Source organism: Mycobacterium sp. PO1 (assembly GCF_017312405.1).
Classification (GTDB): domain Bacteria; phylum Actinomycetota; class Actinomycetes; order Mycobacteriales; family Mycobacteriaceae; genus Mycobacterium.
Genome location: NZ_BLTG01000030.1, coordinates 95762 through 111034, shown reverse-complemented (window position 1 = coordinate 111034; position 15273 = coordinate 95762). Strand labels below are relative to the sequence as shown.

The window sequence follows — 15273 nt, the reverse complement described above, 5'->3', positions numbered from 1 at the left end:
CCATCACGCTAACCGAACGCGGTGGCGGGATTCGGTCGCCCGGCGAGATCGTGCGTGACGTCAGGCAGAGCGGTGGTGTCGGCGCCGGCGGCGCCCAGCGCGAGGAAGGCGCCTAGTTCGACCAGCCGGTCGGGGGTGCCGGGAAGATAGTCGGTCAATTGCGCTGACCGGACGATGACCGCGACGTACTTGGCCCGGCTGACGGCGACGTTGAGGCGGTTGCGGTTGAGCAGGAACGCGATCCCGCGGGGGACGTCGTCGATCGAGGATGCGGTCATCGAGACGAACACCACCGGGGCCTGCTGACCCTGGAACTTGTCGACCGTGCCGGCCCGCACCTCGCCGAGCCCGGCGTCGTCGAGCCGGCGACGCACGGTGACGACCTGCGCGTTGTAGGGGGTGACGACGAGGAAGTCGGACGGCCCCAGCGGCCGGGTGCCCTTCTCGTCGGTCCACGGCACGCCGAGTAGTCGGCGGATCCCCGCGACGATCGCCGCGGCCTCCTCGGGGCTCTCGGTCGCGTTGCCGGTGTGCTCGACGGTCAGCACCTGTACCCCCGGCGGCACCCCGTCGAGCCGGCGGGCGGCGGTGACCTGGTCGTGCGAGCGCAACCGTCCGTCGTAGGACAGACGTGACACGGCCCGGCACACGTCGGGATGCATGCGGTAGGAGCGGTCCAGGAAGTAGCCGCGTCGCAGCGGCAGGGTGTGGTGCCCGTCGATCAGCCAGCCCAGAGCCGAGCCGTCCACCGGTTCGGGGTGGGTGCCCTGGCTGACCTGCGGCAGCTGTTGCGGATCCCCGAGCAGCAACAGGTTGCGGGCCGCTCGGGACACCGCGACGGTGTTGGCGAGGCTGAACTGCCCGGCCTCCTCGATGACCAGCAGATCCAGGCTCTGCGGTGCGATCCTGTTGGCGTTGGCGAAGTCCCACGCCGTCCCGCCGACGACGCATCCGTCGCGCCCGGTGATGAACTCCGCGTACTGGTCTCGGCCCAGCTCGGTCCACGCCGCGCCGGCCGCCTGCTTCTTGCCGACCCGGTCCCCGGCGACTCCGGCGGCCAGCAGGTCGCCGAACAGGTTCTCCACCACGGCGTGCGACTGGGCGACCACCCCGATGCGCCAGTGGTGGCGGTTGACCAGCGACGCCAGCACCTGGGCGGAGGTGTACGTCTTGCCGGTGCCCGGCGGCCCGTGCACGGCCAGATACGAGTCGTCGAGGTCGAGCAGCGCACCGGTGATGTCGGCGACGATGTCGCCGGTGCGGGGCAACGGGTGTCCGCTACGGGTCCGCGGATCGACCCGCAGCAGCACGTCGGTCACCGCGCACGGGGCCAGTGTGGGCAGACGCTCGGCCACCGCCGCCGCGGCCACCGCGATCGACTCCTGCAGCGGCGCGGTGTTGATCGGCGGTCCCGGCGTCAACGCGAACGGCGCGGCGGTGAACGGCTCGCCGTCCTTGGGTTGGCGTTCGACGATCACCACCTCGCTGGGGACGTCGGGGTCGTCGAACTCGAGAACCGCCACCGAGGCGAAGCCGCGGCGGTCCGGATCGTCGGCCAGCCCCGGCGGTGCGGGCGGGTCGTAGAGCGCATACATCTCGCGGGACAGCTCACCGGAGGCGATACCGCCGAACAGCTTCAGGTGCCGCTGCGGACGGCGCGCCCTCGGCGGGGTGTGCCAGTCGGCGACGACCTCGTGCCGCTCGGCGATGAACACGCCACTGCTGTCGGCCCATTCCTCCACCGGATTGTTGACCCGGTCGAAGTGTGACCACCAGAACGGCTTGTCCTCGCGCTTGTGGAAACCCTTGGCCGCGGCGTACATCGCGACGGCGATCTGTTCAGGATTGCGGGCCTCGACGCCGTCCCCGGCGAATTTGAGCAGTGTCCGCTCGACGTCGTCGACGGGGGCGGGTTCGGCGGTGTCGGCGCCGCGCGCGATCGTCTGCGGGCCGCGGGGAGGCACCCCGGATTCGATGGCGCGCGCCATCAGCCAGTCCCGCAGCCGACGGGTGGAGCGGCAGTCGTAGCGGTTGTAGTCCTCAATGGCTTTCAGGACCGTCGCGGCGCCGTCGGCGTCTGCGGCGTCGCGCAGCTCGCAGAACCGGGCGTACTCGGTGATCGACGCCGTCGCGGTGGTGACCTCGCCGTCGCGCAGCTCGTTGCCCATGTAGAGCGGCTCGAGACTCTTGATGCTGTAGTTCTCGGTACCCACCCGGATGCTCTTGCGCACCAAGGGATACAGATCGACGAGCACGCCGTCGCGCAGCAGTTCGTCGACCTCCTGCTCGCCGACCCCGTAGCGGCCGGCCAGCCGCAGCAGCGTGCTCTTCTCGTAGGCCGCGTAGTGGTAGATGTGCATGCCCGGATGACGCTTGCGCCGCTTGCGCACCAGGGTCAGGAAGTCGCACAACGCCTGACGTTCCTCGGCGCGGTCGTGGGCCCAGAAGGGATGGAACTCATCGGTGATGCTGAGCACGCCCCACAGGTACTCCAATCCCCATTCGTGCCCGTCGGCCGTCCACAGCGGGTCACCCTCGAAGTCGAAGAAGAGGTCGCCCTTGTCCGCGTCGGGCAGCACCATCAAGGGCTGGGCGTCGACCACGCGGTACGGCGGCAGTCCGTCGGGCCGGTCGGTCACCTGCAGCCGGGCCTGCTCGGTCAGCGCCGCCACGGTGCGGGTCGCCAGTTCCGGCACCGGCCCGGTGTGCGCCGCCAGGTCATGCACGGTCGTGATCCCGGCATCGATCAGCCGCGCGCGCTGGCTGACCCGCATGCCGGCGACCAGCAGCAGATCGTCGGTGGCCCGGACCTGAGCCTCGCATTCGGCGCACCGGAAACACGCCCGCACGGTGTCGTCCTCCCAGGCCACCGGCCTGCCGCCGGCGAGGTGGGTATCGAGCAGGCGTTGCAGCGCGTCGCGGCGCGGGCGGTACACCGGCGTGATCTCGTCGAGGGGATAGCTGACCGCGGTGCCGTCGCCGAGGACGAGGTCGACCTCGGGGGCCACCGCAACTCCGGCTCCGGCCAGGGTCTCGGCATAGGCCGCCATCTGCAGCAGCGCCTCCACCTTGACCGACCTCGCCAGCTTGGTGTCGCGCAGCCGGTAGCGGGGTGTGCCGTCGGGTCCGTCTTCCAGAACGAGGAAGTCGGCGAAACCGGCGAAGCGGCCGTCGAACATCGCGGCCTGGAAGATCACCGGGGCGCGGCGCTCGATGGCGCGCAGCGTCTGCTCGGCCGCGGCGGTCAGGCCCGCGACGGTGTAGTCGGGACGACCGATGACGACCACCTCGTGGTCGCGGCGCAGCCCGGCGAGGTGGCGCTGCTCGTGATCGTCGCCGAGCTCGGCGGTGCGGATGAGCAGTTCGTCATCGCCGACGACTGCGGGCCCGCGGCCGAGCCGCCCGTCGAACGACCGCAGCAGCGCGTACTCGCAGCGTGCCGCGGCGGCGAGGTCGGAGGCGCTGTAGATGACAGGACCGCTGTCGCCGGCGACGAACACGGGAGCCACTGTAGGGGAGCGCCCCGACACCCCCGCGGAATAGCATTCCTGGTCGTGATCTGGGCCTGATCTGCAGCCGGGAATCCTCTTTCGCGAACCTCAGCGCGGCGAGAAAGTCAGCCGGTGTTGCCGATCAGCTCCACGCCGCTGCCGTTCCAGCGGAACTTGACCACGCTGTCGAGGCCGGGCATGCCGCTGGAGTACTGCAGCGCGACCGTGTCGCCGGTGGTCTGCGAGCTGTCCAGGCCGTTGAAGCCGTAGGTGTCGGGTACGCCGGTCGGGATGAACTTGCCGAGATGAAACATCACCGCGCGGGTGTTCGGGTTCTCGGAGTTGGTGTTGGCCTTGACGATGACGGCCGACAACTGGGCGCACTCGTTGTAGTTGCCGGCCATCGGCTCCGCGCGCCACCCCTGGCCGCTGCGTGGGTCGGGGGGAAGCTCGGAGACGGCCCGGGCCACCTCGGGGGCGGTCAGGTTCACCGCACACGGGTCGTCGGCGGGTGCGGTGCCCGGGACGGCGGTGTCGATCGTCGGGGGCGGCGCAGGGGCGTCGGCCTGCGTCGGGGACGGCGCCGTCGGTCCCGGCGTCTTGGACACCGTCGAATCTCCCGATCCGCAGCCGGTGAGGGCCAGCAGCAGGGCGCCCGACGCCGCCACAATCACCGCCGTCCTCCGCACAACAGCGCACCGTACCCGACGCCCGACGGCGCTGAAGAAGGCGCGCGGCGGGAGAGCCGGCCGATTGGCACTAGACTTCACCCACGATGACGCCCTCTGACGAGGCGCCCGACAGTGACGATCTGGCCGGCGACCTGACCTTTGCTGACCTGCAGATTCATCCCGCGGTGCTGCAGGCCGTCGGTGACGTCGGCTACGAGTCGCCCTCACCGATCCAATCCGCCACCATTCCCGCGATGCTCGAGGGCTCTGATGTGGTGGGTCTGGCCCAGACCGGAACGGGGAAGACGGCCGCGTTCGCGATCCCGATCCTGTCGAAGATCGACACCGACAGCCGCGCCACCCAGGCGTTGGTGCTGGCACCGACGCGGGAACTGGCGCTGCAGGTCGCCGAGGCGTTCAGCCGCTACGGCGCGCATCTGCGGGTCAACGTGCTGCCCGTCTACGGCGGTAGCTCCTATGGACCTCAGTTGGCCGGACTCAAGCGCGGCGCGCAGATCGTGGTCGGCACCCCCGGGCGGGTCATCGACCATCTGGAGAAGGGCAGTCTGGACCTCTCGCACCTGGACTACCTGGTGCTCGACGAGGCCGACGAGATGCTGCAGATGGGTTTCGCCGAGGATGTGGAACGCATCCTGTCGGACACCCCGGAGTACAAGCAGGTCGCGCTGTTCTCGGCCACGATGCCGCCGGGCATCCGCAAGATCACCGCCAAGTATCTGCACGACCCGGTGGAGGTGACGGTCAAGTCGAAGACCCAGACCGCCGAGAACATCACCCAGCGCTACGTGCAGGTGGCCGGGCCGCGCAAGATGGATGCGCTGACGCGCCTGCTCGAGGTCGAGCCCTTCGAGGCGATGATCGTCTTCGTGCGCACCAAGCAGGCCACCGAAGAGGTGGCCGAGAAGCTGCGTGCCCGCGGGTTCTCGGCGGCCGCCATCAACGGCGACATCCCGCAGGCGGTGCGCGAGCGCACGATCAACTCGCTCAAGGACGGATCGATCGACATCCTGATCGCCACCGACGTCGCAGCGCGCGGGTTGGACGTCGAACGCATCTCTCATGTTCTGAACTACGACATCCCGCACGATCCCGAGTCCTATGTGCACCGCATCGGGCGCACCGGGCGCGCCGGGCGGTCGGGTACCGCGTTGCTGTTCGTCACGCCGCGCGAGCGTCACCTGCTCAACGCCATCGAGCGGGTGACCCGGCAGAAGCTGGTCGAATCGCAGCTGCCGTCGGTCGACGACGTCAACGAGAAACGGGTGGCGAAGTTCAGCGACTCGATCACCGCGGCGTTGTCGTCGCCGGGTATCGAGCTGTTCCGCAAGCTCATCGAGACCTACGAACGTGACCACGACGTGCCGATGGCCGACATTGCCGCCGCGCTGGCGCTGCAGAGCCGCGACGGCGAAGAGTTCCTGATGACCGAACCGCCGCCGGAGAAGAGGCGTGAGCGCGCTGATCGGCCGGCCCGCTCCAGCGAGCAACGCGGTCCGCGGGAGCGGCGCAGCGACCTGGCGACCTACCGGATCGCGGTCGGCAAGCGCCACAAGGTCGCTCCCGGCGCCATCGTCGGCGCGATCGCCAACGAGGGTGGGCTGCACCGCAGCGACTTCGGCCACATCTCGATCAGACAGGATTACTCGCTGGTCGAGTTACCGGCCGAACTGTCCAGGAAGACGCTGAAGGCGCTCGAGCACACCAAGATCCAGGGCCAGTTCATCAACCTGCAAGCCGACCGCGGCCCCAAACCGCATCGGGGGAAGCCCAAGTCGAAGTGACGGTGCCGTCCAGGCCTGCCGGTGTCGACGATGTCGGCGGTCTGGAATCGGTGACCACTTCGCGGCGGGTCGCGTCGCTGACCGGAATCCGCGCGGTGGCAGCACTTCTGGTGGTGCTCACCCATGCCGCGTATACCACCGGGAAGTACCCGCAGGGCTACGTCGGTCTGGTGTACTCGCGCATGGAGATCGGAGTGCCGATCTTCTTCGTGCTGTCGGGCTTCCTGTTGTTCTCGCCGTGGGTGAACGCCGCTTTCGCCGGAAGCCCGGCGCCGTCGGTGCGCCGCTATGCCTGGCACCGGGTCCGACGCATCATGCCCGCCTATGTCGTCACCGTGGTCGCGGCCTACCTGGTCTACCACTTCCGGACGGCCGGACCCAACCCCGGCCACACCTGGGAGGGCCTGTTCCGCAACCTGACGCTCACCCAGATCTACACCGACGACTACCTGTATTCCTTTCTGCACCAAGGGCTGACGCAGATGTGGAGTCTGGCTGTCGAAGTCGCGTTCTATGTGGTGCTCCCGCTGCTGGCCTACCTACTGCTCGTCGTGGTGTGCCGGCGGCGCTGGCGTCCCGGGCTGCTGTTGTCGGGGTTGGTGGTGCTGGCCCTGGTGTCTCCGGCCTGGCTGATGTTGGTGCACAGCGTGGACTGGCTGCCCGACGGGGCGCGGCTGTGGCTGCCCGGCTATCTGGCCTGGTTCGTCGGCGGGATGGCGCTCGCGGCGCTGCAGCCGATGGGGGTGCGCGCCTACGCGTGGGTGTGCGTGCCGCTGGCGGTGGCGTGCTACTTCATCGCGTCGACACCGATCGCGGGGGAGCCGACGACCTCGCCGGCCGAGTTGCGTGAGGCGCTGGCCAAGACCGCGTTCTATGCCGTGATCGCCACGTTGGTGGTGGCGCCGCTGGCGCTGGGGCCGCGCCGGGACGGGGGGACCGAGCGCGGCTGGTATGCCCGGCTGCTGGCCAGCCGCCCGATGGTGTTCCTCGGTGAGATCTCCTACGAGATCTTCCTCATTCACCTCATCACGATGGAGCTGGTGATGGTGGAGATCGTGCGCTACCCGATCTACACCGGATCGGTGTGGTGGCTGTTCGTGGGCACGATGGTGGTGACGATCCCGCTGGCGTGGCTGCTGCACCGGTTCACCCGCGTCCGGGCCTGACGGCAGCGCCCACTCTCTCGTTGAGTTAGGTTAAGCTCGCCTAACAAATGCTGTGAGAATCGAGGTGCCATGACGGATACGAAGCAATCGCGCGGGTTCGCGGGCGCCGTGCTCAAGCTGCTCCGCGCGGGCGACTACGAGCTGACCGTCACCGGACGCACCCAGGTCAGCCCGCACTATGTACGGCTGAGCTTCGCCGCCGGCGGATTGCTGGAAGACCGGTCGCCACATCCGACCCAGTGGATCAGGATGTGGTTCTCCGATGGCGACAAGCTGCACCAGCGTGGCTATACGCTGGTCAACCCCGACCCGGTCGCCGACACCGTCGAGATCGAGTTCGCGCTGCACGACGGGGTGGCCTCGCGCTGGGCCGAACAGGCGCAGCCGGGTGACACGATCGAGGTCACCGTGCTGGGTAGCAACTTCGCGCTGCCCGAACCACGTCCCGCCGGATACGTCATCATCGGTGACACTGCCTCGCTTCCGGCGATCAACTCGCTGCTCGCGGCGATCGGCGACGCGCCCGCGCGGGTCTTCCTCGAAGCCGCCCACGACGACGACAAACAACTTCCGGTGGCCCGCAACGCCGAGGTGACGTGGGTGGATCGGCGCGACGCCGGGGCGGCGCTGGTGCAGACCGTCGAGGCGGCCGCGTTCGACGCCGCCGACCACTTCGGGTGGGTCGCCTGTGACAACCGCACCACCCGCGCGGTCGCCAAGGTGCTGCGCGAGACCTACAAGATCCCCCGCAAGTCGATCAAGGCGCAGGCCTACTGGGTCGCCTGACAGACCGGCTGCACGAGGGCGCCGGGGCTGCCGGGCTCACGGAAGCGCCTGTCGGCTCGGCAACATGATCGGCACGACGAACTCCTCGAGCATGGCCCGCTCGTCGGCGTCGTCGTGTCCGGGAAACAGCATCAACGACGTCATCACCCGCACCAGCCAGCGGGCGCGGTGGCCGACCGCGGCCGGATTGTCCCCGTCGGAACCCAGTGAGATCACGAACGCCTCGGTCAGCGCTTTGATCACTTCGGAGTTCTCGGCCATCTCCGCGCCGATCGGGCGTTGGGTGGTGGCGAACCAGGACGTCAACGCCGGGCTTTCGCGCACGTTGCGCAACGACGCCAGGATGCCCTCGATGAGGCGCTCCCGCGGATCGGTGAGCGCGGTGATCTGCTCGGTCATCTCCTGGTACAGGCGGTAGCTCTCCCGATGCACATAGGCGGTGTAGAGCGCCTCGCGGTTCTCGAAATAGCGATACAGCGTCGCCCGCGAACACCCTGCCGCTGAGGCGATCTCGTGCATGCCGACCGACGCCGCCTCCTTCTCGGCGAACAGTTCACCCGCGGCGTCCAGGATGCGGTCGGCGGCCACCTCGGTGCGGCGCGCCGCGAGCCAGTCGCCGGCCATCAGCCGGTCACCGTGAACGGGACCGACAGCGGGCGACGCACGTAACTGCCGTCGGACCAGACGATCTCGTCCTCGTCGACGGTGAACTCGGGAATCCGCGCCAGCAGTTCGGTCAACGCGACGCGGGACTGCATGCGGGCGGCCGCGGCGCCGAGGCAGTGGTGCGCGCCGTGGCTGAATGTCAGGATGTTGCGGGGCCGCCGGGTGACATCGAGTTCGCCGGCGTCCGAGCCGTATTGGCGTTCGTCGCGGTTGGCCGAACCGTAGAGGAACATCGCTCGACGGCCCTCGGGGATGGTGACGTCACCGATGGTGACGTCGCGGGTGACGGTGCGGCCCAGCATCTGTACCGGCGAGGTCAGCCGTAGGAACTCGTCGACCGCGTCGGTGATCAGGCCGGGGTCCTCGACCAGCAGGCGTCGCTGGTCGGGGCGCTGGTGCAGCAGCTGGACCGACCCACCGAGCATGCCGGTCGTCGTGTCGTTGCCGCCGGTCACCATCGTGAACGTGAACGCCAGGATCGACAGCACCCCGGAGATGTCGCCGTCGGCGCCGACGCCGGCGGCGACCAGATGTGAGACCGTGTCATCCTCGGGCTCGGTGCGCCGACGCTCGATCAGCGCGGTGAAATAGCCCATCATCTCGCCGAGTGCATCGCCGACGGTGCCGAGCGCGCCGCCGACGCCGCCCTCGGCGGTGCTGGCCGCCACGATCGCGTCGGTCCAGCCGTCGAACTTTCCGCGGTCCGCCTCCGGCACGCCCAGGTAATGCGCCACCACCATCGACGGCAGCGGCTTGAACAGTTCCGCGACGATGTCCCCGCCGCCGTGGGCGCGAATGCGCTCGATGCGCTCGACGACGAACTCGCGGACCTTCGGCTCGACGGCTTCCACCTGGCGCGGGGTGAAGCCGCGGGAGACCAGCTTGCGGAACTCGGTGTGTACCGGAGGATCCTGCATGACCATCGGCGGGTTGTCCGCCAACCCGATCAGGTCCAGCTCGCCGTAGTTGACCGTCAGGCCTTTCGCCGACGAGAACGTCTCGTGGTCACGTGCGGCGGCCCAGATGTCGGCATGCCGGGACAGCACGTAGTAGTCGTTTTCGGGGTGGGTATCGGGGACCACGTGATGGACGGGGTCGTGGTCGCGCAGCGCGCGGTACATCGGCCACGGGTTCGGCCAGGTGCTGGCATCGGCGAGCTGGAACCGTGCCGGGGAGTCTTGAGACAACATCGCTGTCATGTCTTATGGGTACGACATGTAGCGCATGTGTGTCAATAGCGGTGACCAGATCGCCGCCAACCGGGCGGGGGACTCAGATTGCGGCGCCCGGGTTCAGGATGCCCTCGGGGTCGAGTGCCTGCTTGATCCGCCGATTCAGCTCCATCGCCTCCGGGCCCAGCTGACCCGCCAGCCAGGGGCGCTTGAGCCGCCCGACCCCGTGTTCGCCGGTGATGGTGCCGCCCAGTCCGACCGCGACATCCATGATCTCGCCGAATGCGAGCTGCGCGCGCTGCTCCATGGAGGCGTCGGCGGGGTCGTAGACGATCAGCGGGTGCGTGTTGCCGTCCCCGGCGTGCGCGATCACCGAGATCACCAGGTCGTGGTTGGCGGCGATCTTGGCCACCCCGCTGACCAGTTCAGCCAGCGCCGGAAGCGGCACCCCGACATCTTCGAGCAGCAACGACCCCTTGGCCTCCACGGCGGGGATCGCGAACCGGCGCGCGGCCACGAAGGCCTCGCCCTCATCCGGATCGGAGGTCGAAAACGTCTCGGTCGCACCGTGTTCGGTGAACGTCGCCGCCATGAATGCGGCGTCCTCGGCGCCGGCGGGCCCGCGGTCGTCGCTGGCGGCGACCATCATCGCGGCCGCGTGGCGATCCAGGCCCATGCGGAGCTTGTCCTCGACGGCGTTGATGGCGACCGAATCCATGAACTCCAGCATCGAGGGCCGGATCCGGCCGGTGATCGCGACGACCGCGTTGGCCGCAGCCTCCACCGAGTCGAACGTGGCCACCACCGTGCAGGCCGACTGTTGGGCGGGCAGCAGTTTGAGCGTGACCTCGGTGACCACCCCCAGAGTGCCTTCGCTGCCGACGAACAGCTTGGTCAGCGACAGCCCGGCCACGTCCTTCAACCGTGGCCCGCCCAGACGCACCGCGGTGCCGTCGGCCAGCACCACCTGAAGCCCGAGCACGTAATCGGTGGTGACCCCGTACTTGACGCAGCACAGCCCGCCGGCGTTGGTGGCGATGTTGCCGCCGATGCTGCAGATTTCGAACGACGACGGGTCCGGCGGGTACCACAGGCCGTACTCGGCCACCGTCTTCTTCACCTCGGCATTGAGCAAGCCGGGTTGCACCACCGCGGTGCGCGTGACCGGGTCGACGGAGATGTCCCGCATCTTCTCGGTGGACAGCACGATGCCGCCGTCGAGCGCGGTCGCACCGCCGGACAGGCCGGTGCCCATGCCGCGGGGGACCACCGCGACGCGATGGGCGCTGGCCCAGCGCAGCACGGCCTGCACCTCGTCGGTCCGCCGCGGACGGACCACCGCCATCGGTGTTCCCGCCGACGGATCAGCGGCGCGGTCGTGCCGGTAGGACTCGAGAATGTCCGGATCGGTGACGACCGTGCCGTCGGGTAGCGCGGCGATCAATTCCTGCAACACGGACACAGCCGCCAGTCTAGAGAGCCGAGCGCGACGATTCGGTGTTACAGGGGTGTTACGGCTAGGGTTTGGTGCATGCGGGACAGCGTCGTCTTCGCCCAGGTGAAGTCATTGAAACGGAAGCGCCACGCGGCGCATCTGTCGGGCACCGCGCTCGAGATCCATGTGCGGGCCGTGGCCGACAGCGCCGGCACGGCGTATCCGGCGTTCGTCGCCGACCAGCGCCTGGATGCGATCGCGCCCGGGCCCGTCACCACCATGGCCGCCCTCGAGCTGTGCCTGGTCGGTCTGTGGTACCGCGCGACCGACGGTTACGTGATCGCCGACCTCGATCTGGTCGAGCGGTTCGGCGAGCCGACCGGCCGGCGCTGGCTGCGGGCGGTCGGCGGATTCCTCAGGGAATACCTGAGCCCGCTGTAGCGTCCGGCGCGGCCGGTTGGGTGTCGAGGTCGCGCAGCGCAGGCAGGAACACCGCGACCACCCCCAACGCCAGCATCGGCAGCGACAGCGCCAGAAACGTCACGTGCAGCCCGGCCCCATCGGCCAATGGCCCGGCCAGGATCAGTCCCAGCGGGCCCGCGGCGTAGGCCAGTGACCCCATCACGCCGACAACGCGTCCCCGCAGGTGCGCGGGTGCACGAGTTTGCATGACGTAGTTGTAGATCGGCGCGATCGGACCGTAGACGAATCCGACCAGCGCACACAGCACCAGGATCACCGGCAACGGCGGCAGGAACGCGATGACCGTCATCGCCGCGCCCAGGGTGATCACCGCGATCAACATGACGGTGCGGCGCTTCATGAGCTTCGCCATCACCGCGTACCCGAGCGCGCCCACCAGACCGCCGATGCTCAGCGCCATCAACACCCAGCCGAGCTGGGCGGGCTCGTCACGGTCGGTGAAGTACTTGGGGAACAGCACGCTTTCCATCGGCATGTAGAGCCCGGTGGCCACCAGATCCACGACCGCCAGCGTGCGCAGCACCCGGTTGTGCCACACGAAGCGCAACCCTTCGAGGATGCCGGCCCACACACTGCCCGTCAGCGCCGAGCGATCCGGAATGCCCGCACCCTCCAGGCGCAGCACCGAGATCGCCGCGATGGACAGCACGAACGTCCCCGCTGTCACCCACATCGTGTTGATGCCGCCCAGCGTCGCGATCAGCAGGCCGCCGATCCCCGGCCCGACGATGTAGGCCAGGTTGAACACCGCCTCGAAGTAGCTGTTGGCCCGGTCCAGGGACCAGCCGGCCCGCGCGGCGGCTTCGGGCAGCATCGTTTCGCGCGCGGTCATGCCCGCCGGATCGAACAACGCGCCCAGGGCGGCCAGCACGGCCAGCACCGCCACGTTGACGACGTCGGCACCGAACAGCAACGCGAGCACCGGCACGGCGACCACCGACAGCGCGGACAGCGCGTCCGAGATCATCGACACCCGCCGCCGGCCCAGATAGTCGACCGCCGCGCCGGCGATCAGCGTCGCGGCCAGCAGCGGCAACGTCCCGGCCATCGCCACGATCGACGCGTCCAGGGCCGAGCCGGTGCGCTGCAGCACCAACCACGGGAACACCACGATCGAGATGCCGTTGCCCGTGCCCGCCATCAGCGCGGCGAACAGGATCAGCAGCAGAGGACCGCGCCTACTCAACGGCGCATCGCGTGGGGTCATGGCGTATCGACGGGAATCTAGCAGCGCAGCGGGCGCCGCCACCACCGGTTTTCATGCGGCTCAGCCGGTGCTTGGCGGCGTCGTCGGGGTCGCGCCCCGCCCCGCCTACTTTCCGGTGGCGCTGCCAACCCGGCTTGGGGGCTGCCGGCTTGGGGCTGCCAGCCCGGACCCCCGGCCGTCGGCCCGGACCAAGGGTCGCCAGCTTGTACCTACGGCCGGCGGCCCGGACCTACGGCCGCCAGCTTGAACCTACGGCCGGCCGCCAGCTGTGGGGGCTCGCCGGTACCCGGGGCTCGCCGGTACCCGGGGGCTCGCCGAGTGTGAGCTCCGTGCGAAAAAGCGGCGTGGATTTCGCAGAGGATTCACGCTCGGCGCGGCTCGCCTCGCCGCGGCACGCTCGGCGTGGCCCACCTCGGCGGCCGCCAGCTGTGGGGGCTCGCCGGTACCCGGGGCTCGCCGAGTGTGAGCTCCGTGCGAAAAAGCGGCGTGGATTTCGCAGAGGATTCACGCTCGGCGCGGCGCGGCTCGCCTCGCCGGCAGCCGCCTCGGCCGCCGCCCGCCTCGGCCGCCGCCCGCCTCGGCCGTGGCTCGCCTCGCCGGCAGCCGCGGTGACTGCTACGGCCAGCGCGGCGACCGCCATGGCCCGCCTCGGCCGCGGCCGCCGCCGAGAGCGCTACCAGGCCGCGTCGACGTTGGCGGCGATCTGATCGGCCAGTCTGCGGGCCGTATCACCGGGATTGGCGCTGCAGGTGTTGACGTCGATGATGATGTTGTTGCGCTGCATCAACGCCCGCCCGCAGGCCCATCCCGGAGCCGCGGCCTCGGTGTAGACGGCGTTCGCTGTCAGCGCGCCGTCGGCGTTGGCCATGTGGGTGACGGTCCACTGCGATCCACTCTGGGTGTGGGTGTAGTTCTGGCAGGCGGGCCACCGCTCGGCGGAGACGTCGAAGAACTCGGCGGCCTTCTCCAGATACGGGAACAGCACGACTGCCTGCTTCGCGTAGTGGGCGAAGTCGTCTCCGTCGTTGAGGCTCTCGTCTCGTTCGGCGCGAAATCCGCTGTCTGCGTAAACCTGCGCTTCGGCGGCGCCGTCGATCGCCAGACATTCCGGCGGCGACATGATCGCGCTGTGGTCGGTCATCGCGTCATTCGACTCGGTCACTGTCATCGCAGGTGTACCCATCACGGCGGCTACCTGCTCCGGTGGCAGCAGCAGTCCGCCCAGCTCCCGCTCGACGAGGGGACGTGGGATCGTCGTTCGCGTCGGTGTCACCGTGTCGGCGCTACTGATCGTGTTGCCACAGCCGGCGACGAGAAGGCAGAGGCCCGCGATCGCGGCGGTCGACAGTCGCATGTGTGTTCCCCAATCAGCCTGATCGCCCGGCGCCCCCGCCGGAACAACGAAAAGCCTGGAGATCAATGGTGCGCCAACGGTCTCGCCCCGACGCCGAGGACCACGGCGTTTCGTGGTAACGATGAACGGTGCTTCTTGGTAACAAATGATGGGTCGCTCCTCGGATACCGCCGGAGCCGCGTTGCCCCATCCCCGCACCGGCCGGCTGTTCACCTCCCCGGTACGGCCCGGCTCGGGCTGGCCGGGGGACCCGGCGACCGCGCGTACGGCCGTCGCTGCCGAGCCCGCCGAGGTGGCTGAGCTGGCCGCATCCACCAGAACCGTCGCCCAGCTCGATGCGCGGGTATCGGTCTGTCGGGCGTGCCCACGGCTGGTGACCTGGCGTGAGGACGTTGCCGTCGGTAAGCGCAAGGCCTACGCCGACGAACCGTACTGGGGCCGTCCGGCGACCGGACTCGGTCCGGCGCGTCCGTCGGTGTGGGTGCTCGGCCTGGCGCCCGCGGCACACGGCGCCAACCGCACCGGCCGGGTCTTCACCGGGGACCGCTCCGGTGACTTCCTGTTCGCTTCGCTGTATCGCAGTGGTCTGGCCAATCAGCCGACCGCTGCCGACAGCGCAGATGGCTTGACACTCAATGACGTTCGGGTGGTGGCTGCGGTGCGATGCGCCCCTCCGGCCAACGCGCCCGAGCCCGCCGAGCGGGCGACGTGTGCGCCCTGGCTGGATGCCGAGTGGCGGCTGACCGGCGCGTCGGCGCAGGTGATCGTCGCGCTCGGCGGCTTCGCCTGGCAGTCGGCGCTGGCGCTGATCCGTCGGGTCGGCGGTGTGGTGCCCACACCGGTGCCGCGGTTCGGGCACGGCGCGCTGACGACGGTGACGGTGCCCGGACGCTCCGGACGCGAGGTTCGCGAGCTGTCCTTGCTGGGTTGTTTCCATCCCAGCCAGCAGAACACCTTCACCGGGCGGTTGACTCCGGCGATGATGGACGACATCTTCGCCACTGCTCTGCGGATCGGGCGCGCAAAGTGACGCTCAGTGT

General features: G+C 69.3%; 12 protein-coding genes. 5 read left to right on the top strand and 7 right to left on the bottom strand.

The window, feature by feature from the left end; genetic code table 11:
- Nucleotides 1–8: 8 nt before the first annotated feature.
- Both J3476_RS13315 and J3476_RS13310 read right to left on the bottom strand, forming a co-directional pair.
- A complete protein-coding gene (locus J3476_RS13315) occupies nucleotides 9–3500 on the bottom strand; it encodes a TM0106 family RecB-like putative nuclease (RefSeq protein ID WP_207066923.1) in 3492 nt (1163 codons plus the stop codon).
- Nucleotides 3501–3616: 116 nt separating this feature from the next.
- Complete coding sequence (locus tag J3476_RS13310; RefSeq protein ID WP_207066922.1) at nucleotides 3617–4180, bottom strand: LppP/LprE family lipoprotein; 564 nt, start codon at nucleotides 4178–4180, stop codon at nucleotides 3617–3619.
- A gap of 86 nt (nucleotides 4181–4266) precedes the next feature.
- Here J3476_RS13310 and J3476_RS13305 point away from each other — a divergent pair, with 86 nt between their 5' ends.
- The 3 genes from J3476_RS13305 (at nucleotide 4267) to J3476_RS13295 (ending at nucleotide 7916) form a co-directional block, all read left to right on the top strand.
- Nucleotides 4267–5964 (top strand): DEAD/DEAH box helicase, encoded by a 1698-nt coding sequence (locus J3476_RS13305; protein ID WP_207066921.1) that lies wholly within the window; start codon nucleotides 4267–4269, stop codon nucleotides 5962–5964.
- Nucleotides 5961–7130 carry an acyltransferase family protein gene (locus J3476_RS13300; protein ID WP_373889056.1) on the top strand — a complete coding sequence of 390 codons (1170 nt, stop codon included), beginning with the start codon at nucleotides 5961–5963 and terminating at the stop codon, nucleotides 7128–7130. The genes J3476_RS13305 and J3476_RS13300 overlap by 4 nt, the downstream gene beginning before the upstream one ends.
- 69 nt (nucleotides 7131–7199) lie before the next feature.
- Nucleotides 7200–7916 (top strand): siderophore-interacting protein, encoded by a 717-nt coding sequence (locus J3476_RS13295; RefSeq protein ID WP_207066920.1) that lies wholly within the window; start codon nucleotides 7200–7202, stop codon nucleotides 7914–7916.
- Between the two features lie 36 nt (nucleotides 7917–7952).
- Here the strand turns inward: J3476_RS13295 and J3476_RS13290 are convergent, their stop codons facing one another.
- From J3476_RS13290 to J3476_RS13280, 3 genes are all read right to left on the bottom strand, one after another.
- Entirely contained in the window at nucleotides 7953–8540 is a 588-nt protein-coding gene (locus tag J3476_RS13290) for a TetR/AcrR family transcriptional regulator (protein WP_207066919.1), read from the bottom strand.
- Entirely contained in the window at nucleotides 8540–9781 is a 1242-nt protein-coding gene (locus tag J3476_RS13285) for a cytochrome P450 (protein ID WP_207066918.1), read from the bottom strand. Before J3476_RS13285 ends, J3476_RS13290 begins: the two co-directional genes overlap by 1 nt.
- Before the next feature lie 73 nt (nucleotides 9782–9854).
- Nucleotides 9855–11216 carry an FAD-binding oxidoreductase gene (locus J3476_RS13280; protein ID WP_207066917.1) on the bottom strand — a complete coding sequence of 454 codons (1362 nt, stop codon included), beginning with the start codon at nucleotides 11214–11216 and terminating at the stop codon, nucleotides 9855–9857.
- A gap of 69 nt (nucleotides 11217–11285) precedes the next feature.
- Between J3476_RS13280 and J3476_RS13275 the strand changes: the two genes are divergently transcribed.
- A complete protein-coding gene (locus J3476_RS13275; protein WP_207066916.1) occupies nucleotides 11286–11630 on the top strand; it encodes a hypothetical protein in 345 nt (114 codons plus the stop codon).
- Here the strand turns inward: J3476_RS13275 and J3476_RS13270 are convergent.
- Both J3476_RS13270 and J3476_RS13265 read right to left on the bottom strand, forming a co-directional pair.
- Nucleotides 11605–12879: an MFS transporter gene (locus J3476_RS13270; RefSeq protein WP_207066915.1), complete on the bottom strand. Its 1275-nt coding sequence runs from the start codon at nucleotides 12877–12879 to the stop codon at nucleotides 11605–11607. The genes J3476_RS13275 and J3476_RS13270 overlap by 26 nt on opposite strands.
- A 673-nt stretch (nucleotides 12880–13552) precedes the next feature.
- Nucleotides 13553–14233, bottom strand: coding sequence for a sensor domain-containing protein (locus tag J3476_RS13265; protein ID WP_207066914.1), 681 nt, complete (start codon nucleotides 14231–14233; stop codon nucleotides 13553–13555).
- A gap of 148 nt (nucleotides 14234–14381) precedes the next feature.
- Here J3476_RS13265 and J3476_RS13260 point away from each other — a divergent pair, with 148 nt between their 5' ends.
- Nucleotides 14382–15263: a uracil-DNA glycosylase gene (locus J3476_RS13260; RefSeq protein ID WP_207066913.1), complete on the top strand. Its 882-nt coding sequence runs from the start codon at nucleotides 14382–14384 to the stop codon at nucleotides 15261–15263.
- Nucleotides 15264–15273: the final 10 nt, after the last annotated feature.